The organism is Bacillus silvicola (assembly GCF_050524305.1).
GTDB lineage: Bacteria > Bacillota > Bacilli > Bacillales > Bacillaceae_G > Bacillus_A > Bacillus_A cereus_AT.
In genome coordinates, this window is sequence record NZ_JBNGVC010000004.1 from 78,595 (window position 1) to 99,247 (window position 20,653).

The following is a 20,653-nucleotide window of genomic DNA, read 5'->3' on the forward strand; positions in this document are numbered from 1 at the left end:
ATATTCGCTTTTATATAGAAATTATAACACAAAGCGATACTTATGTGAATAAGAACTGCTATTTTCCCAATATTTTTCTGAGAGTGTGTACTGGGGAAAAATAGGAGGTCTTTTTGTGTTACTAACTAATTTTTTACTAAGTACAGCAAAACGAGAACTATCCCCTCGATTATATCGTATTCCTAAGTGTAAGAAGGGAGCTATCAATCAAGCAGTCAAAAGTGTAATCAAAGATATTGATAGCATTCTTTTTGATTGCGAGGGCAAAACTACAAAAGAATACTTCGAGAAAACGCCACGCCGATATGAAGCACTTGAAACCGTGCTTTCCTACCTTGTTCAAGAGGGATTTTCCCAAGTTAGACAAGAGCAAATTAGCCAAAAATCGGGTATTTCTGTACCACTAATCAACTTTATTCTGAAATGGCTAGAAGGTTTGGAAGTATGCCATCAAATTAAAACCAGACGTCACAATAAAATTGCGCCATCTATCTACATTTTAAGCCTACATAATAATTACTTGAAAATTATTGAGTATTTTAAGCAAAAATGGGCATTAACAATTGATGTTTTTTCTACATTTACAGAGTTTCTGTCCAAGAAAATTGGTAAGAAAAAACATAAGGATACAGATACAAAAGAGGATGATCCGGTTCCTGCACGCCATGGATTCGATCTGTTCACTCCTGTCGAACCTGTTGTAGAAACTGAAGAACAAGAAACGAATTCTGACAAAGATAAAAAATTGGAAGCTAGCTTACGAGATAAACTTGCGGCAAGATTACAAGAAATGAATGACTACATGAGTGAAGCACAACAGAAACTTTATATGTACATTCTTACTCAAGATACAAATATTACTGAGAAAGATGCATACACAATTGCTCTTCGTATGCCATCGAATATTGGGCAAGATGCAATAAAAATCTTCGAAGATTGTGTAAAACGGTTTAAACATAACAAATCCGAAGTAAGTACGCCTGCACACTTTATAAAAATATATACAGAGCAACTAACCGCAAATAGAGCTCGCCGAGATCGTGAAGCAAAAGAGTATCTTGCTAATACGGAATTTGGAAAGCCTTATAAGAGTACAATTGACTTTGGTCTATTTCGAGAAGGGATGGGCTTTAAGAAATAAAGTTTATTAGTTTGCTAGTTCTTAAAGCTTGTATTTACAACAAAATAAAGCTAATGTAGCCTTGTTCAAAAAAATTGAAGCTAACAAGGCTTTTTGCCATGCTACCATAATTTTTATTTTAATAATCTAATAATCTTATTATTAAACTTTAAGGTATTAAAATTATTTTCAGCAAAAATACACGTGAATTTTATCATAGAATGATAGCTGGATTTCATTAGGAATTTAATAAGGAATTTAATAAGAAGAAATCTCTAACTCCTTGTGAGAGTAAGGGTAAATGTCCTAAAATAAATCCTAATGTATTTAATGTTTTTAATTCTTTTAAAACAAGATTTAATAATAAGAGTATCCTATGAAATTTTTTAATCTTTCTATCTATGTTTTTTAAACTCATTTTTAAGTATATAACTGAAATTTCCACTTATATTTATATTTCATATATAAAAAAATATACATAACCTGTGGTGCTAGTTGATTTAGAATCTTAAAAGATGCTGGAAAAGCAGAAAAAGATTGCATATATTTAACTCAAAACGACGAAGAAATGAGTGAATGATTTGCAATCTCCTAAATACACAGATTATTATACAGATACTCACACCGTTTTCAATCAAATTTTGTAACTGCTTAGTCCGTTAGTATTATTGATATTTATGAATTCATAGTTTAGCATTCAATGTCTTCGCTCATACTAATAATAAAAATGAAAGGAGGCATGCTGTTTATGCATACAGAACAAATTTCTCATTCTTATCACATGGGTCTGGAAGTGGTAAAAAACCGAACGTAAACCTGGTGGGCAAATCGGTCACCAGGGCCATAGGCTTGTACCTGCTAAATCCCCACATCATATTGTTATACATCCCATTTCCCTTTGTTCAAAATGTCAATCTTCTTTAGAGAATGAACAAGTTGTCAGTCGAAAAAAAACGACAAGTCTTCGATGTACCTTCTACCAAAATAGAAGTGACTCAATATGAAGCGGAAAGAAAAGTTTGTTCCCATTGCCTGTCTTTCGAAGAAGGACAGTTTTCACCTCATGTAACCAAATCCGTACAATATGGTCCTCGTATACAAGCATTAGTGGTATACCTCATCAATTACCAGATGATTTCTTATTCCCGTACAGCTGCCTATATCCGTGATCAATTTGGCCATACCATCAGCGAGGGAACACTGGTTCATATGAACCGTACATTCGGGAAGCGCTTGAATATTTTTGAAGAAAAAGCGAAAACGCATTTGTTACAATCCCGCATTGTTCATTTTGATGAAACGGGAGTTCGTGTGAACCGAAAATTACAGTGGATACATACCATGAGTACAAAAGAGATAAACCTTCAAGTAACACATGCAAAACGTGGAAGAGAGGCCATGAATGAGATTGGTGTCCTACCCACATTTTCAGGAATCGCGGTTCATGATGGTCTTGCGGCCTATTCTGGATATGAACAGTGCCAACATGTTTTATGTAACGCTCATCTTTTGCGGGATTTACAAGGTATTTATGAGCAAACTGCTGAAAAATGGGCAAAAGACATGAAAGAGCTATTGGTTGATGCGAAACAAGTCAAAGAACAGAAAGAGGGAAAGCTTTCATTGTGGGACCTTCTCGAAATTGAGTACCGGTATGAAGCCATCCTGCAGGATGGGGCCCAGTGTCATCCTCACTCGATAGAAAAAAGCACATCCAAAAAGCGTTCAAAGCAATCTCCTTCCCAAAACCTATTGGATCGCTTTGCGCGTGATAAAGATGCAATTTTAGGCTTTCTCACGCATGCTGATATTCCATTTGATAATAATGAAGCGGAGCGAGATATTCGGATGGCAAAAGTAAAACAAAAAGTATCTGGTACGTTTCGTACCGAAGAAGGTGCGCGTATCTTTTGTTTAACAAGAAGTTTCATTCAAACCGCACAAAAACAAGGAAAACCTGTATTCCACACACTAGAACAATTCATTCGTGAAGGAAGCATGGATTTTACATGTATCAACTAATTAGAGAGGAATTTCATAACGAAAAAATTCCTTTCTTTGTCTTGCGTTTTTTAGTAAACTAAATAGTTACCAAATTTTAGAAATCGTCAATAAACTATATAAAAAATGTGTACCAAACAAGATTAAAAATCGTAAGAATGTGGATAAATTGATCCAGCCTGATACTGTGATAATTGCTTGTATTTTGTGGGGATTTATGCTTGGCTACACCAGTCAAAGGGCCACGTACCTTGCGGTACGAACCATTCTATCCTTCACCGAATTTCCAAGCAGAACACGATACACTCGACTTTGTGCGAGTTTAACTTATGCTATAAAAATCATCCGATTCTTTTTTGTGAAACAGAAAACGAAAAACGTCATGACGGCAATTGTTGATAGTTTCCCAAGTCCTTTTTGTAAAGAAATCCGAAATCGTCGGGCAAAAGTACTGGGTTCAATTGCTGAGATTGGCTATAATTCTACCAAAGAAATGTATTATTATGGAGTGAAAATAAGCGCTGCAGTTACTGAATCTGGCTTTCCAATAGCCTATGTGGTTAGTTCACCTAAAATCCACGATGTGCAACTGTTAGAAACGCTAGTTAACGAAGCTCCCGTCTCCCATATTCTTGGTGACAAGGGCTATATAAGCGGTTCTATTCAAGAAAAAATAGCTCGAAAGGGCGTCACAGTTACCACTCCATTACGTAAAAATATGAAAGATGCGGACAAAATCAACGATACTTTATTAGGCAACCGACGTAAAAAAATTGAAACAGTCTTTTCATCCTTAGAAAGATTAGGGATACAAGATTTTAGAAGTCGCTCCCTATCAGGATTTGAAAGTAGACTAGAAAGCATTTTACTTGTTTATTGTCTCATGCTAGATAAAGCGAGGGAACGGTTTGAGAATACTTTGAAGTACTCTTTAGGATGCTTCTAAATCAACTAGCACCACAGGTATACATACTATTTCATCCATCATATGTAAATCCCCTTTTAAAACACAAACGTATTTTCACTCACAATATGAGATTATTCGTCTATTTTTCATACAGATCATAATTTGAAAAATTGTAATCTGTATGAATTTGTTACAAAGGAAACTATATTAATAAGCAAATAATTCGATGAAAAATCAATGAAACTTTGATGACTCCCTTGTGAATAATTAATGTTAACGGTCATCAATTATTCATCAGTTTAAAAGTATTCTCAAGTATTGATACTATCGGACTAATTACTATATCCGAATATAAAAGGTGAAGGCTCAGCTCTCCTGTCAACGGAATCTCGATTCAGCTATGAATCAGATTCCGTTGACAGGCAGAAAGTTTCTACAACTACATTCACGGCGCGGCGGCCCCCATTCTTCGCTCAACGGCTTCCCTACCATTTCCATACATTATTCGCCTTCCAGCTGTCTTGCCTGTTATCGTGCCCCTTCATCACTGATGCCAACTTCGGCCAGGCCAGTGCTCACAACTCCTCCCTCGTCCATGATGCCAGCCATTGATACCCAACATAAAAACAAAGAAGCCTAGAATCCCCTATTGCATGTTTTGGCGGTTTTCCAATATAATTGCGGTACACAATTTTTAGGACAAAGGAGTATATAACCATGACATGGGATTCCGCCCTTGATTTGTTCCTTACTGATTTGTTAAAACGTGGCCGCAAGCCTTCTACAGTAAAACAATATCGGTATGATTTGACCTTGTTTGTCTCTTCGGTTCAGAAACAGCTCAAATCATGCCCAGAAGACGTTTTTCGCTCTTTTGATGTAAATGTATTAGAACGTTACTTAAAATCTCTTAAAAAGGAACGTAGGGCTTCGATTTCGAATGTGAAGCGTGTACGAGGGATTTTAATCAACTTTTTACAGTTTCACGGTGCCGCAGACAGTTTAAAAAGCGACGTAGCACCACCCAAACTCAACTCTAAGCACTTTGCATCCGATGAAGAAATAGAAAAGATATTGCAAGTTATGCGAAGCTATAAGGGATTGACGGAATATCAGGCGTCAGGAAGAAAATTCATTATGGAACGCAATCTTTTATTGGTTCATTTCATGCTGAATTATGGACTGGCAATCCAGGACATTATCACGCTCTCTATGCATGATATCCATTTTGGGACCAATACCATCACGCCAGGCGGTTTGCATGCCTATAAGCGCTCTATTACCCTATCAAAAGAAGATATGAAGCTTGTCTTGTCGTATTACAAAAAAATCCCGAAGCTTATACGGCCACGACAACAGACAGGGGATCCCTTCTTTGTTGCTTTTGACTTTGGACCGCAAACATTTCGCTGGGATTATGAAAAGGATCAACCAGCTGCATTGACCCGGATTGCCGTTCAACGAATGCTGCAGAAAGAAGTGAAACGTGCTGAAATTAAAGTTACACCTACTATGTTGCGAAATCGATTTATCCTAAATGCATTGCAAAATGGCATGAAACCCATTGAAATCAAAGCGTATTTAGGATTAAAAAGCGTTGAAGCATTGCATAGATACACTCAATTCTGGAATCAAGAACAAAACAAACACAATCTAATTAACTTTTAAAAGCCCTGGTGCAAAGAAAGCCAGAGCTTTTATATGTCATTCGCGGTAAAGTGAATATAAGTCAATACAAATGAACATGAGTTAACACTTATCAATATAAAAATTACTGATATTTTAATACTTTTTATGAGGTTTTGCGGGTGCTTTTGTATTGACTTGTATTAAATTTTGTTTATTTGTGTGAAATTGTATTGACTTTTTCGTCATATTTAGCATATAATGGAATTAAGTTAATCGATGATAAATAATCTTTAGGAGGTTTTATATATGACAATTCTTGAAGCTGGTGCAGACGCGGGGAACAGTGGTTTAAAATTAATGGTTTTAGGGCAAGACCCTTTATTTATACCAAGTATCTATTCACATCATATTGGAGAAGCAACAAACATTTTAAGTGATGAAGATATTCCAGTTGAAGAATTAGAAAATAATATTGATGTTACCATTTCATCACCAGCCTTAACAGTAAACAATATGCGTTATATCGTTGGGCAAAAGGTGATCGAAGAGAACATCAAAGGAATTGAAATGGAAAAGAAATCTGATAAATCTAAGGATGATCTTGTGGTCCTTGTGACTTTAGCTGGTTTAGCAGTTAGTGCAATTAAAAGGCAACCAGACAAAAATACAATCAATGTAAAGTATGATCTTTCTGTTGCATTACCTGTCGCAACAATCACACCTAAAACAGCCGAAGAATTTGCACAACGCTATATGAATCATCATACTGTCAAATTCCATCATCCAAGCGGACGTGAAGTAACAGTTAATATCCAGGTAGAGTATTGCAAATGCTTACCAGAGGGCGCTGCTGGATCATGGGGAATTGTATATGATGAAAAAGGTAAAGTAATTAAACGTAAAGTAGAAACTACAGAAGACAAAGTTACAGAAACAGACTTTGTTGATAAAACATTATTATCTTTTGATATTGGCGCTGGTACTATTGAAGAAGTTGTTTCACAAGGTGTTAGCTTTAAACATAAAATGAGTAGAGGCTTACCATATGGAGTTAAAGAAACTTTACTTGATATCATCAAAGTTTGGAACTTGAACCATAAACAAAAAACAATTGATAGTATTGCTGAATTCAATGCGATTTATCTAGATTCAGAGCATCCCCGTCATACTCGCTTAAAAGAAGCATCACGCGGCGCGTTATTAGGTTTAGCTAATCGAATTGCAACGGATATTATCAATAAAATCGATGATATGAAAGATGACCCATATGTGTTTATTTATGGTGGCGGTGCTGCAATCGTAAAAGAAAGCTTACAGCAAATTTTAGAACAAAAAGGACGCTTAACAAATGTTATTTTCTTAAAAAATCCACTTTTCGTAAACGCTCGTGGTTTGTTGGTATACACTTGCTCTCCACGATTTAAGGCTTTAAAAGAAAAAGCTTTGACTCCTGCCGGTGAAAAATAATGGCTCGTAAAGTATACAAAGCTGGAGATAGAGCAAATGTCTATATTAAAAAAGACATTTCGCAAGAAATGATTGATTTCATTAACAACCAAAGTGATCTAACAATGTTTTTTTTGTATGCGGCGCAACAACTTCATAAACAAATCGGTAATACAGATGTAGCGGAAATTCTACCGCGTAAGTATACGTTTTCATTAGATAGCGAAACAAAGCCTTTACCAATCAAACAAGATGAAGAGTCAAAATCCGTTCATACACCTGCTCTGGATCAAACACATGTCGAAACAAACCAAGAAATAACGAAGCCTAGGGAATCCCATGACGAAGAAGAAAATAAATCTTGGAATAAACTAGATGATTTAGACGATGATCCGTATGCATAATACAGTGAAATAAAAAGAGTTGCTCTTATATAAGGGCAACTCTTTTTTTAATTTAACTTTTAAAAAAACCTAGTAATTTTTGAAATCCACTTTTTTTAGTTTCTTCTATTTTTTTAACTTCTACTTCCAAGGCTGTTCTATCCCTTTTTTCCGTTATTTCATTTATATTTTTTAAAATGAATTCTGCCTGTTCCGTCAGTTTTTGATTCAGCATTCTTTCGAAATCTTTATTCTGTTTTTCTATTTTTTCTTCAAATTCTTTTTGCTGAATTTCTAATGCCTCATTTACAATTCTTTCTACAGCGTCCTCGCTTAACGGACGTATTAAGGGACGGTCTTTTTCACGGACAACACCTGTCCGTATTTTCCCTTCAACAATTGATATAACAGCATGGACAGCGTCTTTCATACTCATATTATTTTTCAAACATTTCTGGAGTAATTTTAGATTTTCAATATCTTTTTCTAGGAATGCTCGACGTCCGTTAGCATCTTTAATAAACTGATAACTTTCTTTTTCTAATGCATTTGTCCAATTACGCAATGTAGAGGTATTTGTTTTAAGGCGCTCTGCAACCTCCGCAGCCCAATAGGCTTTTTCTTGTGTAGTATTATCCATATTCATGGTATCGTCCATGGACACGTCCACCTCCTGTTCTGTTATTATTCTACATCAAAAAAGACATGCCTCTGAACTTTATTTTAATCACCTCTTATTGAATAACAAAAATAGTTAACGATATAGGCAAATAAAATAACATCGATACCCTAGCATATATACAACATTAAAAAGCACTGCGATTTTACCGCAATGCTCTCTTAAATCGACTATCAATCTAATAAAATTACAATCTTTTCACGAAACCGGCTATGCAACACTTGTCACTATACATGTTTTTATCAACAAGTGTTGCAATGTATATGTATTCTATATTCCACAAAAAAAGTACAAAAAATTATTTGTGTTATTTTTTACAATATATGTTCTGATATCCAGACATATTCCTAAAAGATTAGGAACAAGGTATATATTTTAAGAATTTTGTACAAGCTGTTGCCAGATAAGAAGGGAGATGAATCCTACATGTGGGGTATTAGAAAAAAACGTAGCAAATTAGGAAAATGGTTAGACAAAAATGGAATACCTCAAAAGGAATTAGAAAAGGCTACACAGCTAAATAAAAATACAATTTCTAAGACTTGCAATGATCCTAACTATATTCCAAGTCAAAAAACTATAGCAAGACTTTTAAAAGCTGTACGTAAAGTTGATTCTAGGAAGAAAATGAGCGATTTCTGGGATATGTAGCATTGAAATAAGGTTTGATAATTTTGAAAAGTATTGATAAAGTGTAATTTTTCTGAAAAATCAATCTCCACCACTTCTTTCCATTTATTTATTATCTTATAATGAAATTATAAAAAAATTGAAAAGGGGACAGAAGTTGTGGAAATTTCTTATCTAAAAAGTAAAAAAGGAATACTGACAACAGGAATTGTTTTATTGTGCATTGTAGGATTCATTGTAACTGGATTAATAACCCGTCATTCTAAAGAAGAAGTACGAGAAAAATTACTACAGGCTTTTGAAAAGAAAGACGCTGATACATTCTTATCACTTTTACCAAAAGATGCCCAATCTGCTCCATTTGCCAAAGACGGTGTACAGTCATTTTTAAAGGAATCCAATGAATATAAGCAAATGTATCCCGTAATGGTAGATGTTATGGATGTAGAGAATACAGCTGTTTCCGCTAAAGCATTGGAAGCACGTAGTAAGGCAATATTACCCTATACAATAGTGAAAGAAGGGAAAACTTGGATATTTTTTGATAATTATGTTGTTAAACCCGCAAAAGCAAAAATTAATCTTAAAAATATAGATAAAGATGTTGTCTTATCCTTAAATGGTAAGAAAGTTTCACCTTCCATATTTGATAAACCTTTTTTACCTGGAGTATATGAACTAACTGGAATTAAAAAATACAAATGGACAACGGTAACAGATAAAGACACTATTCATTTAGGCGGAGACGATCCTATTGAAGATGTATCACTCAGTCTGAAAGGAAACGAATTAGATTTATCTAAGGAATTTGTGGGTTCAGAAATTTTATTTAAAGGCAAGGCTACTGGTATTAAGGTTGGAGATGCTGAATCAAAAAAATTCGGTCCCATTAATGAGAAGGATGAAAAGGAAATACAATTAAAAGCTGATTTTCCCTGGTCAAAAGATGGAATTTCTAAATTGAACGATCAAAAAAACAGCTCTTTATTTGGAAAACAACAAAAATATATATTTAAAGTCGATGAGGAAAAGGTAAATCAATTCTTCCATACATTCTTAAAAGAATATGGCGATGCAAGTACCAAACAAAGCACTGAGCCTTTCAAAACAGTAACTGAAAAATATAAGAACAAACAAGCAGAATCTTTTGCTTCTGCAGCACGTAATACATGGTCTGATCCGTGGAAAGGAACACTTGTGAAATCATATTTAAATAAAGAAGTAGTGAAGATTTTCTCAAACGATAAAGGATATCCTATTTTAGAAATGGAAGGGAAAGCAAAATATCATCTTCCAGCTCAAAAATATTCACCTGAAAAAGATGCAGTTTATAATGTGCAACTTAACGCACTGTATGATACAGATCAAAAAACTTGGAAAATTAATGAGGTTTCGGTAGATTCCTTTGCCACAGAGGAAATTGATAAAAATGAGGAAGGAAAATACATTATCACAAACGCTCAATAGGCTAATTAAGATATACTTGTTAGATTAAAATAAAAAATCATCTCTAATTTTTTAAGAGATGATTTTTTATTTCGCCAATTCATTATAATTGTTTTTTCGATGATCCAACCTGTACAGAGATTGTTTTTGACTTTGGTGTTACTTGCTTTAGAAAGTGCTCAATAGAGGTGGCTTGAAAGATGCGGAAATTTGAGCTGGAGATTGGATATTTGGAATCGGTAAGAAGTAACAGAGAAGGGAATACATGCGTATGCTTTGGCTGCCATGATTCTTTTTGCCATTCCATACTATGAAAATACAATTCGTATCGTTTTATCTTTGCTTGCATAACTGCTTTACTGTAGATAGAATTTTGCACTTCAATAAAGAATGGACTTTTTCGCCAAACTGCAAATATGTCTGGCTCCATATACCCTTTCTTATACTTTGGTTCTACCTGGAACACTTTTGGTCTTTCAACCTGTAGTAGCTGTTTGTATACACCTACAATCGCTAAGAAATGCCGGATTTTTTGGCTTCCCTTTCGGATTGGATTAGGATAAGGGAAATATACGTATGGGCGTTGAGAAGTGTCTACATCAATATATCCCTCACGACATAAGCGCTTCATAACGGTATTACAACAAGTTACAGCATTTTTTACTTTCTTAAAATGAAGATCAATAATATCATCCCGCAACATACAACGAAATTGCTGTAAATGGCTGATAATCTGTTTGTCTCTATTCGTTAACATCATCTAACACCCCAAATACAGCTTCTTGTCTATGCTCTTCTAACTCCTTATTCATAGCATCTTGTTCTTTTGGTATACGATAGGGTTCTATGATCTCCTTCGCTTTACTTAATTCTAGAAAAGGAGCTTGCACCTTTTGTAATCCATTTAGTTTTAGAATCATTTGTCCAGATTGCTCCAAATTTTCAGATCCTGGCGTACCCATGATATTACTGTTTATAGAATCCGCACATTTAAAGCCCATTCTTACCGTCATATTGAGCTTTAATTTGCCATCTAACACTTTAGCATCCGGACGTTGCATACTCAGCATAAGAAAAATACCAAGCGATCGGCCAACTGCGGATATTTTTTCTATGATGGTGGTACATTCTTGCTCATCCTGAAGCATTGCCACTTCATCAATCGCAATTAATATATAGGGGATTTGTTCATTTGCGGTTATTTCATTGTATTCATCAATATGACCCACTTCATATTCTTCCATCAATTTTCTTCTATGCAGCACCTCTTTCCAGAGCTTTTTCAACATTGCTGTCATTTCCATTTCTTCCATACAAACATCTTTCACATGTTTCACTCTTCGTAAAAAATGAAATTCAGAGTTTTTTAAGTCACCTAAGTACAAATGTAATTTATCAGGAGACATGTTTTGAATGAATGTGGACAGAACAACACGGACCATACTACTTTTACCGCTTCCCGTTTCTCCTGCAATTAATAAATGTGGTGTGTTTGAATCAATCATGTCATACACAATCATATTACCGAACTGGTCCCGACCTACCACAACAGGAAGGCGACATTCTTTTAATAACGGCATCCATTGCTTATATCGGTACGTAAATTGCTTTAACCCCGCATCGGAAAAGAATACATGAAGTACAAATTTTTTCACACTACCTTTAATCATGAGATTCTTCCCGAGAATTTGCTGGAAGCAAAACCATTTCTTTTGAATTTGCGTTGGATCCACTCCATTCGGCAATGTAAAAGTGTACCGCACACTTTCTTTTTGTTCTAAGATGTCATGGATTTTAGGAAAAATCGGAACCTTGCCTCCTCTTGTAACATGCTCATCATATAGCTTCGCTTTTCGAAACACTGTTTCTAATTGATGTTTATACTTTCTTTTTTGTAACCACTCTTTCAAGTACATCGCCCCCTATAACATCATCAAAATACGAATGAATACATAGCCAATGAATCCAATTCCACCTATCCGTACACCGTAATACAGCCCTTCTGAAACAAGTTTTGCCGGAAACATATGATCATTACGTATCAAGTATTTTTCTAATAAAACAGCTCCAATCGTAAGCCCCCCTAATACGCCAAGTGCAAGATACGTTTGAACAAGTGGCTGTGACATATGGAAGAATGTAAGTGGACTGATAGGACCTATACTGTATATCTTTGTTTGTTTTTTCTTCTTATAGGACTGATTCATGAAGGATTGGAAAGAAATTGTCTCTTTTCGCTTAAACATATTTTTCCCTCCTAGAAAAACAAAATCGTTAATAATTGTTGTATCCAGTCCAGTGCAAAGTAAATACAATCCAAAACCATGTGAGAGGTATTTTTGATTAGCTCAAATGCATCAACAGGTACGTTTGTTAGGAAGTTCGCAAGTTCATCTGGTAATTTCCGTATTTCTCGTGCGGTACTATTCAATGGTTCTGTCACATACCAACTCATCCATCTGTACAAAAAATCCGTCGTATCCGTTGTACTCATCTCATTTTGATTAAGCGCATCCCATTGACACATGAACTCGTTCGTCGAACTCCTACACCATTCAGATATTTCTTGGCTATTCCTAAATTGCGGGCTCGGAATTTGATTCCATCCTTTCATTAGATCATTCTTCAAATAGAATTTTATTTGATTACCAATAACCTCATAAGAATTTTCCATTGTCACTTCCCCTTATTTGTTATCTAGATGTTGACAGGCTTCCGAACAATACTTCTTTCCGTAATACTCCCAATACATCCAAAGCGACAAAAAACAATGACAATACTCACACGTTTCTTTTACTGCCATTTTGTTTTCCAACGAATTCCCCCTTTATAAACAAAAACCAAAAATGCATATATACATAGTGAAAACAACGATTTCGTTTGATAGTACTATCATGATAGATTCTTTGGTTATGAACTTGGTATTCACTTTGATAATTACCTTGGTAAAGGATATTCATCGTTGATTGTCTGATATACGTTGTCACCTGTTGTCTACAAAAATAAAAAAAGCCTTTTAGGAAGGCTTGCTTTTCATTGCTTATAAGAAATCCTGTACAAAAATATCTTGGAATGCAATTAAATGATAAAATAAAATAGAAAATTATAAAAATATAGGGGCGATACAATGGACTTCTTACTAGATAGAAAAAGAATATTTGAAGTAGAAAATGAGAAGTATGACTATTTAATATTTCCTGCTGAAAAGATTCAAACATACCTAGAATTAAACGGATATTTGATTAAAAAGGGAGATTTACAAAATCCTAACAAGTGGATTAACATGCAGGATGCTTCAGAAATAGATCGTTTGGTACTTGAAAGTGCGTTCAATCCAGAGATATATGAATGCTTATTTTTCGAGGATGTCGGATTAAAAAAGCGATTCAAAATATTCTATCGCCTTATCATATTCAGATCCATAACGACATCAATAATTTATTAACAGCAAATGAGATACCCTTGAAAGCAGCCTTAGAATTAAAAACCTTATTTGACTCAGAGTTATACGCTAATAACTACATGGACCCTCTAGACTTTGCACGTTATGAAGGCTATGAATATAAACATAATGGTAAAATAGAAAAATGGTTTATAGGGGAAGAAGGACTTCTTTGTACATCGATTACATATGATACCACAAGACGCTTTGTAGATATGTGCATTGTAGAAACGTACTATAAAGAAACAAAAAATCACGCTGAACATGTGTTTAAAACACATACTGGCGAGTGGTTCCGATATTATGCCGGTGACACTGAAAATAACTATTGGATTATGGAAGACATAGAAGGAGAAGAAATAGTTTCATTCCCATTCCATTTGTATACACTCCAGGAAACAACTCCCAGACAGCTACCCGAGAAAGAAACAGAAATAGAAATTGATTGGTCCCAATTCATTGATAAAGATAAAGAGTATGATTTCTATTACTCTGAAAAAGAATTCACTCTTCGCATATTACACAACAAATCCTGGAATGATTTAGTATACATCGATGGTGAGTGGATGAGATTCACTCAGAAAGTTTCAAAAGGTGAGAAACCGTTTGAGTCCTGGGATATCAACTGTGATGATGAAGTGTTCCTTGGTTCAGCGACATTTGGTGATATAAGAGCAGAAAAATTCACTGAACAACAGATGGAACAGTTTTGTGCAGAGATAAGGGACAGATCACATGTTACATCTTCGCAATAATATACTCGTACTTGAACAATACGTATAATGGGGTCTGTGTAGCAATGGAACAAAATCACGCAACAGGTATTAGCGGACATTATATGTGTTTGTAAAAGATAAACAAATAAAAAAGAATGCTAGCTAACTAGCATTCTTTTTAGTTTATTAACCGTAATAAACTGTTCCATGTTTAATTTGAACAAGTTGACCTGATTCACTAACAAATTTAAATGTATAGAATTGTCCTCTCGGTAAATGCCTCCATGGAATCAAAGCCCATCCAGTTCCTTCACCAACCACACCTTTACCCATATAAGATCCACCTGAGGTATATGCATAAATAGATACTGATTTAGGTCTGTTTATTCTTTCAAATTCTATATCTTGTGGATTTAAAAAAGCTTGTCCACCCCGTATCCATACATAGTTTGAAAAACTTGCTGCCCCAAAATCCATGTATGCGTAAGTCGCAATGTTATCACTATATAAATTCGAATCTAAATCAGCATAAGGAAAGATCGGATTGTCATTTTCATCAAAATATTGAATTTGTTGTACTTGTTGAACTGCCTTACTTCTCAATTCTGTTGGCATTTGTTCTGCATATGCAGAAATAGATGAAAACGAAAATAAAGAAATTACTGATACTGCCACAACACTTAATACTTTTTTAAACATATGTATATCCCCCTTGTTTTTGTTTGTACAAGAAGATGATACCATTGTTGAGTGTTTAATAACATAATTTCCTTATATTTTATTATTTTTTCTTTTGTATAGTATATAAACAAGTAATAATATCATATAAATAAAACTTATTATCATAACAATTACCCAGCCAGGATAAAATTTAGCTGCATATATAAAAAAATCTACTTGATAAATATCTTTATAATTCGAGACAGGCCCTTTAAAATAATTTGTAAACTTAGCTGTGTACTTCCATTCATCAGGGTAGTCTATTAAATTACTACCTTGATACCAGCTGATTAAGGTGGAAGAAATAAACATTAAAAATGAACCACCTAATTGAAACATTTGATTGATTGTCAAATTATCCCCCATCCTTAATTGCAAATATTTATGTATTACATACCCCTATTACCTATTATTAGCTGTCAATTCAAATGTCCGCTAATTAATATTAGTGGACATGAACTACAGAGAAACAAATGTTTGATGTCCGCTAACATAACTGATAAGATTAAAATAGCATGTCCGCTAATATAAGTCAATGGAAGAGGAGGCATTTATGCGTTCCACTAAAATAATTTCTATACAGGCAACATCTTTGATTTCCGATTTTATTTCTAGCTTATCTCAAGAAGGAGATTTGCATACAAAAACATTAAAAGAATACACGAGTGATTTAAAAGATTTTGCATATTGGTTTGAAAATGTATGGGGAAAACATTCTGAAGATACTCTTTTTCATCCAATAGCAGTTACTGCTCGTACCATTGCTCGATACCGAGAACATATGCAAATCACAAGATCACTAAAACCTGCTACGATTAACCGGCGCATTAATTCTATTAAACGCTATTTTGACTGGGCTAAGCAAAAAGGTCTTGTACCAACGAATTATTCAAAATCAATTAAGTTTGTACCAACAGAAAAAACGAGTCCCAAACGCATGTCAGATAAAGAAGAAGCAGCTTTAATGAATGCTGTTGAGAAATACGGCACACTACGTGACAAGGCAATGATTATCTTTATGCTTCATACTGGTCTTCGTTCGATGGAGGTTTGTGATATTCAAATAGAAGATATTGTGATGAGAAAAAGGGGAGGCCATGTCATTGTTCGATCTGGGAAGCGAAATAAACAGAGGGAAGTTCCTTTGAATAGCACAGTTCGTTTAGCACTGGAAGAATATATCGCATCAAGTAATATTTCACAGAGTTATTTGTTTCCTTCTTCTAAAACAGGAAAACGACTACAAGAAAGAGCCATCCGCCATATTCTCCAGAAGTATATGCGTCTGGCTAAGTTAGATGGCTTTAGTGCCCATGATTTAAGGCATCGCTTTGGTTATGTGATGGCTGAACGTACACCATTACATCGTCTTGCACAAATTATGGGACATGATAATTTAAATACCACACTGATTTATGTGAAAGCTACGCAAGAAGATCTACAGGGTGAAGTGGAGAAGATTGCCTGGATCTAAGCGATAAATGAAATAGCATTATACGCATTTTGCCATTTAATACAAACTGATAATTGTAACAGGGGGACAAAGATTATGCCTGTAGATTTTTTAACACCTGAGCAAGAGGGTAAATATGGTTGTTTTTGTGACCCTCCGACATCAGAGCAATTAGCAAAATGTTTTTGGTTAGATGATACAGACAAAGAACTAATATGGAATCGTCGTGGAGAACATAATCAACTTGGTTTTGCTGTTCAATTAGGAACCGTTAGGTTCTTAGGAACATTTTTATCTGATCCTACAGATGTACCACAATCGGTTATTACATATATGGAAAATCAACTTCATTTAGATGCTCAAAGCTTTTCTCATTACCGAAATAAACGAAGTCAGTGGGATCAAATGCGAGAGATACGTTCTGTTTATGGATATAAAAACTTTACAGATCATCCAGTACATTGGCGATTCATCAGATGGTTATATGCACGCGCTTGGCTATATAATGAACGACCAAGTGTATTATTTGATTTAGCAACAGCACGATGCATCGCACAAAAAATTTTATTACCTGGTGTATCCGTATTAACAAGGTTAGTATCAACAGTACGCGATCGTGCAGCTGAAAATATATGGAGAAAGATCTCTTGTCTTCCAGACAATGCTCAGAAAAAACAATTAGAGAAACTTCTTCAGGTAGACCAAAAAACAAAGGAAACGTATCTAGAACGTCTAAGTAATCCGCCGGTTCTGTTGCAAAGTTTGAAAAAACATAAACCCGTTTACAAAATACGGTTATCGTTTAAGAAATTCTGAATAATTGCTGTAATTCCTTGTACGTCGAAAAAGAGAAGTCTGGAATGTGACTTCTCTATAGGTTTCATCTAAATGCCATACGAAATGTGCTGATTTATTTTTCTTCTTCCAAGTTTGATAAATCAAATTGCCATATTCATGCACCCAACGCATGATTGTTGTTGGGTGAACGGAAATTCCACGTTCTTTCAGGATTTCAGATACATCACGATAGCTTAAAGAAAAACGGCAATAATAGCCGACGGCTACCAAAATAATATCTTTCTTGAACTGTTTTCCTTTAAAATATTTCATGCATCATGCTCCTCGAATCATTTTTCTTACATTTTAATTTCACCTAGAAAACTTTGCAACAGAATCACTTTTCAAGTACTGCGGAAACAACAAAGACTGAAAGTTACACGTATACTGCTAGCGCACAAAATATCTTAGTTCCTGCAAATTCATCTGTAGAAGTTATTGTAAATTTAAATACTGCTAAACTAAGCGGAAATGTAAAACTTCTTTCTCACGTGGATGGTAAAATAGCCTATAATGCGTACAATTGGAACGCGACAAACAGTACAAGCTTTAGAGGGATGTTAACAACCTTAGCTCGTCCGTACGAGATTGATAACAATGTAAAAGTTCATCCAAGTAATGGCGCATATTTAATAGGAAAGGGTAAATACTCAGCTGAATATGGAACAGAATTTGCTGTAACTGTAAGGCCTGTTGAGGGACCTAAAGGATTTTCTGCTAAACTTGGAGAATCAACTAACGAAGGTTACACTTATACAGTAAAACCAGAAGTTAAAAAAGAAAAATAAAGTGCTTTAAATAGGAGTCACTATGGACTTAACTCCGTCAAGTGGACAGCTAAAAAAAGACTGGGCTGCCATTGAGATTCGATATTCAATCGGAGCTTGACGGTTGAGTCGTTTTGAGAATCGTGTGTATTTATAATGATAGATGTATGTTTCAATTGCTTGAATCCGCTCTCCTTTTGTTTGATAATAATTGAGATGAAACATTTCAGATTTAAAATGAGAGAAGAATGATTCTATGCAAGCATTGTCATGACAGTGTCCTTTGCGAGAATGGCTGTCGATGGCACCTAGCTGGTGAAGCGTACGATGATAAGCATGAGATGTGTATTGGAATTCTTGATTTGAGTGGATGATGGTTCCATACACATCTCTATTTTTTTGTTGCTAAATCAAGTGTTTCTAGAACAAGTTGTAAATCATTTTGACCTGGTCAAGAAAAACTGGAACACAAATTAGATTATGCAATCGATGTTGAATACTGATAAGGAGCCATTCCATTTAATGTTGAATGAGGGCGAACGGAATGATAATGCATATAAATAAATTCAGTTATTAATTGGTTAACTTGAGTAGTCAATCATTCCTGTCATTCGTTTTTTGACGTATAGGGCATGAACAGTTTCTATACCTTTTGATCTGGTCCATGTTTACACCAGAACCCATCCGTTTTCGCACTATATTGGCGGTTCTTTTTTTCATTTGGTATAATGAATCTACAATAGATTATCTATGGGAGAAGAACCTATGAATCATAAACGAATTGATTTACGTGTGGATTTTGCATTTAAAGCGGTATTTGGAACACCTGGTAGTGAAAGGATTTTAGTCGCTTTCTTACATGCGCTCCTTCGTTTTCCTGAAAACCAACAAATTCAGACGCTGCAATTAGTCGATACGCATCTCAATCCCGTATATAAACAGGATAAAAAATCGATTTTAGACGTGCGAGCAAAATTGGAAGATGGTAGTAATATTAACGTAGAAATCCAGTTGCAAGATAAAGAAGATATGGATGCCAGAACCCTATTCTATTGGAGTAAAATGTATACAGAACCGTTACAATCTGGAGATGATTATTCAGAACTTTGCCGTACCATTACGATTAATCTTATCAATTATTCCTTGTTTCATGAAACGATGCAACACCATTCTGTTTTTCGATTATATGAAGAAACTGAAAAATTCTTATTGACAGATCTCATGGAAATTCATTTTGTTGAGCTACCGAAGTTTTTAACAAAATGGGACCGTTCATCCAAGCGAAGACCAGTTGGTTGGTTATTGTTAATCGAAGCGGCAGAACAGGAAAATATTGCACCTGTATTGGAGGCGATTGCGATGAAAGAAGATCCAATTTTACATCAGGAAATGGAAACATGAGATCGTGTCAGTCAAGATCATGAGCTAAGAAGAGAATATGAAGCAAGAAGAAAAGCATTAATGGATGAAAAAGCGGCACTTCGAAGAGCAGAAAATAAAGGCCGAGAAGAAGGAAAAGAAGAAGGAAAAATGCAATTAATCCGTGGTATGCATAAAAATGGAATGGAAATAGAGGATATTGCGAAATTCACAAATATAGAAGTGGCAGAGATACGAAGAATTCTTCAAGAATTATGATTTTCATTCTATCAAACGTCTCGATTTCACCAAGGTGTTTTTAGTACCTTATGATAATAACTGAATATTGTTTTTTATATTGTGTTTTGGTTACACATCTGTTAATCTGACAGTAAAGGAACAAGTCTCATGATATTTACAAAAAAGGCCTGCGGAAACAGGCCATTTTGTAAATCTTCTTGTCCTAAAAAATATATAAGTTGTCTTTCTTACTTTAACAATCATTACTCTACAAAGCCTTGTGAACACTGTGATTAGGGATTTCGTACTGTTAACAGCAACAACAAAAGTTATATAGATGTTCCTTTTAGAAATCACATATGTCATATCGTCATACATTTTTGGAGAGAGATGCCCATCTTTGTGAAACTTTTGATTTTCTCAATATCAAAAAGGTAGAATTTGTATGTAAATCCTGTTACGATAAAAACACTCTCCGTGTTAGTATTTATTCTTCTATACAAAAACGACCTGTACCAGACAACAGGTCGTTTTTGTATGATAGGCAGGACATGGCAGCTAACTTTACGCTAGTTCTCTGTTGCGTAGACATTGTTTTCGTGTTTATGTAAGAATGAATTGTGCTCGCATGCCCCTTCTTTTTGTATACAATCAGCAAAAAAGAGAAAAAACATACGAATTCTCCCGAGGAGTATCCATATGCCTTCTCTTACTGCTATATTTCATATTAATCTCCCTGTATCTTTTCGCTATACAATCGCCAATTCCTCTTTTTTGACATTACGATTTTCTTTATAAACGTTTTTATTTGAAGGGCTCTATTCTTTCTATGTGTGTGAGTAAATGATTGTTTTTAGCCTACTTCACAGAAAAACGAA

At 34.9% G+C, this 20,653-nt stretch carries 21 protein-coding genes and 3 pseudogenes; 14 read left to right on the top strand and 10 right to left on the bottom strand.

Annotated features, from left to right (window positions below):
• Positions 1–115: 115 nt before the first annotated feature.
• The 6 genes from ACP6L7_RS10255 (at position 116) to ACP6L7_RS10280 (ending at position 7,507) form a co-directional block, all read left to right on the top strand.
• Complete coding sequence (locus ACP6L7_RS10255; RefSeq protein WP_430529185.1) at positions 116–1,141, top strand: Replicase RepFR55; 1,026 nt, start codon at positions 116–118, stop codon at positions 1,139–1,141.
• A gap of 915 nt (positions 1,142–2,056) precedes the next feature.
• On the top strand, positions 2,057–3,142 hold the full coding sequence (gene tnpC, locus ACP6L7_RS10260) for an IS66 family transposase (protein WP_430529182.1): 1,086 nt from the start codon (positions 2,057–2,059) through the stop codon (positions 3,140–3,142).
• 73 nt (positions 3,143–3,215) lie between these two features.
• A complete protein-coding gene (locus ACP6L7_RS10265; protein WP_430529206.1) occupies positions 3,216–4,067 on the top strand; it encodes an IS982 family transposase in 852 nt (283 codons plus the stop codon).
• Positions 4,068–4,745: 678 nt separating this feature from the next.
• Positions 4,746–5,696 (top strand): tyrosine-type recombinase/integrase, encoded by a 951-nt coding sequence (locus ACP6L7_RS10270; protein WP_430529186.1) that lies wholly within the window; start codon positions 4,746–4,748, stop codon positions 5,694–5,696.
• A gap of 267 nt (positions 5,697–5,963) precedes the next feature.
• On the top strand, positions 5,964–7,124 hold the full coding sequence (locus tag ACP6L7_RS10275; protein WP_430529187.1) for a ParM/StbA family protein: 1,161 nt from the start codon (positions 5,964–5,966) through the stop codon (positions 7,122–7,124).
• Positions 7,124–7,507 (top strand): hypothetical protein, encoded by a 384-nt coding sequence (locus ACP6L7_RS10280; protein WP_430529188.1) that lies wholly within the window; start codon positions 7,124–7,126, stop codon positions 7,505–7,507. Before ACP6L7_RS10275 ends, ACP6L7_RS10280 begins: the two co-directional genes overlap by 1 nt.
• Positions 7,508–7,559: 52 nt before the next feature.
• Here ACP6L7_RS10280 and ACP6L7_RS10285 read toward each other — a convergent pair whose 3' ends face one another.
• The gene (locus ACP6L7_RS10285; RefSeq protein WP_430529189.1) at positions 7,560–8,144 is read right to left on the bottom strand and encodes a MerR family transcriptional regulator; all 585 of its coding nucleotides are present in this window, start codon (positions 8,142–8,144) and stop codon (positions 7,560–7,562) included.
• Positions 8,145–8,591: 447 nt separating this feature from the next.
• Between ACP6L7_RS10285 and ACP6L7_RS10290 the strand changes: the two genes are divergently transcribed.
• Positions 8,592–8,816, top strand: coding sequence for a helix-turn-helix domain-containing protein (locus ACP6L7_RS10290; protein ID WP_087997680.1), 225 nt, complete (start codon positions 8,592–8,594; stop codon positions 8,814–8,816).
• A gap of 138 nt (positions 8,817–8,954) precedes the next feature.
• Positions 8,955–10,262, top strand: coding sequence for a TcaA second domain-containing protein (locus ACP6L7_RS10295; RefSeq protein WP_430529190.1), 1,308 nt, complete (start codon positions 8,955–8,957; stop codon positions 10,260–10,262).
• 82 nt (positions 10,263–10,344) lie between these two features.
• Here the strand turns inward: ACP6L7_RS10295 and ACP6L7_RS10300 are convergent, their stop codons facing one another.
• From ACP6L7_RS10300 to ACP6L7_RS10320, 5 genes are read right to left on the bottom strand one after another with little or no spacing between them, the layout of a single operon-like run.
• Positions 10,345–11,001, bottom strand: a complete 657-nt coding sequence (locus ACP6L7_RS10300; protein WP_430529191.1) for a replication-relaxation family protein — start codon at positions 10,999–11,001, stop codon at positions 10,345–10,347.
• Entirely contained in the window at positions 10,985–12,151 is a 1,167-nt protein-coding gene (locus tag ACP6L7_RS10305) for an FtsK/SpoIIIE domain-containing protein (RefSeq protein ID WP_430529192.1), read from the bottom strand. The genes ACP6L7_RS10300 and ACP6L7_RS10305 overlap by 17 nt, the downstream gene beginning before the upstream one ends.
• A gap of 12 nt (positions 12,152–12,163) precedes the next feature.
• Positions 12,164–12,487 carry a hypothetical protein gene (locus ACP6L7_RS10310; protein ID WP_430529193.1) on the bottom strand — a complete coding sequence of 108 codons (324 nt, stop codon included), beginning with the start codon at positions 12,485–12,487 and terminating at the stop codon, positions 12,164–12,166.
• An 11-nt stretch (positions 12,488–12,498) separates the two neighbouring features.
• The gene (locus ACP6L7_RS10315) at positions 12,499–12,915 is read right to left on the bottom strand and encodes a hypothetical protein (RefSeq protein ID WP_430529194.1); all 417 of its coding nucleotides are present in this window, start codon (positions 12,913–12,915) and stop codon (positions 12,499–12,501) included.
• A gap of 12 nt (positions 12,916–12,927) precedes the next feature.
• Entirely contained in the window at positions 12,928–13,056 is a 129-nt protein-coding gene (locus ACP6L7_RS10320; RefSeq protein WP_430529195.1) for a hypothetical protein, read from the bottom strand.
• 312 nt (positions 13,057–13,368) lie between these two features.
• Between ACP6L7_RS10320 and ACP6L7_RS10325 the strand changes: the two genes are divergently transcribed.
• Complete coding sequence (locus ACP6L7_RS10325) at positions 13,369–13,686, top strand: hypothetical protein (RefSeq protein WP_430529196.1); 318 nt, start codon at positions 13,369–13,371, stop codon at positions 13,684–13,686.
• A gap of 17 nt (positions 13,687–13,703) precedes the next feature.
• A complete protein-coding gene (locus ACP6L7_RS10330) occupies positions 13,704–14,438 on the top strand; it encodes a hypothetical protein (RefSeq protein WP_430529197.1) in 735 nt (244 codons plus the stop codon).
• Between the two features lie 147 nt (positions 14,439–14,585).
• Here the strand turns inward: ACP6L7_RS10330 and ACP6L7_RS10335 are convergent, their stop codons facing one another.
• Positions 14,586–15,098 carry a hypothetical protein gene (locus ACP6L7_RS10335; protein ID WP_430529198.1) on the bottom strand — a complete coding sequence of 171 codons (513 nt, stop codon included), beginning with the start codon at positions 15,096–15,098 and terminating at the stop codon, positions 14,586–14,588.
• A 72-nt stretch (positions 15,099–15,170) separates the two neighbouring features.
• On the bottom strand, positions 15,171–15,473 hold the full coding sequence (locus tag ACP6L7_RS10340; RefSeq protein ID WP_430529199.1) for a YjdJ family protein: 303 nt from the start codon (positions 15,471–15,473) through the stop codon (positions 15,171–15,173).
• Between the two features lie 199 nt (positions 15,474–15,672).
• Between ACP6L7_RS10340 and ACP6L7_RS10345 the strand changes: the two genes are divergently transcribed.
• Positions 15,673–16,593, top strand: coding sequence for a tyrosine-type recombinase/integrase (locus tag ACP6L7_RS10345; protein WP_430529200.1), 921 nt, complete (start codon positions 15,673–15,675; stop codon positions 16,591–16,593).
• 75 nt (positions 16,594–16,668) lie between these two features.
• A pseudogene (locus tag ACP6L7_RS10350) lies at positions 16,669–17,328 on the top strand (DUF4158 domain-containing protein); the annotation flags it as partial.
• Between the two features lie 108 nt (positions 17,329–17,436).
• Here ACP6L7_RS10350 and ACP6L7_RS10355 read toward each other — a convergent pair.
• A pseudogene (locus ACP6L7_RS10355) lies at positions 17,437–17,682 on the bottom strand (transposase domain-containing protein); the annotation flags it as partial.
• A gap of 53 nt (positions 17,683–17,735) precedes the next feature.
• Here ACP6L7_RS10355 and ACP6L7_RS10360 point away from each other — a divergent pair.
• Positions 17,736–18,197 carry an ETX/MTX2 family pore-forming toxin gene (locus tag ACP6L7_RS10360; RefSeq protein ID WP_430529201.1) on the top strand — a complete coding sequence of 154 codons (462 nt, stop codon included), beginning with the start codon at positions 17,736–17,738 and terminating at the stop codon, positions 18,195–18,197.
• Between the two features lie 6 nt (positions 18,198–18,203).
• Here the strand turns inward: ACP6L7_RS10360 and ACP6L7_RS10365 are convergent, their stop codons facing one another.
• Positions 18,204–18,563 (bottom strand): IS3 family transposase, encoded by a 360-nt coding sequence (locus ACP6L7_RS10365; RefSeq protein WP_430529202.1) that lies wholly within the window; start codon positions 18,561–18,563, stop codon positions 18,204–18,206.
• A gap of 378 nt (positions 18,564–18,941) precedes the next feature.
• Between ACP6L7_RS10365 and ACP6L7_RS10370 the strand changes: the two are divergent.
• Positions 18,942–19,814: pseudogene (locus ACP6L7_RS10370) on the top strand (Rpn family recombination-promoting nuclease/putative transposase).
• Positions 19,815–20,653: the final 839 nt, after the last annotated feature.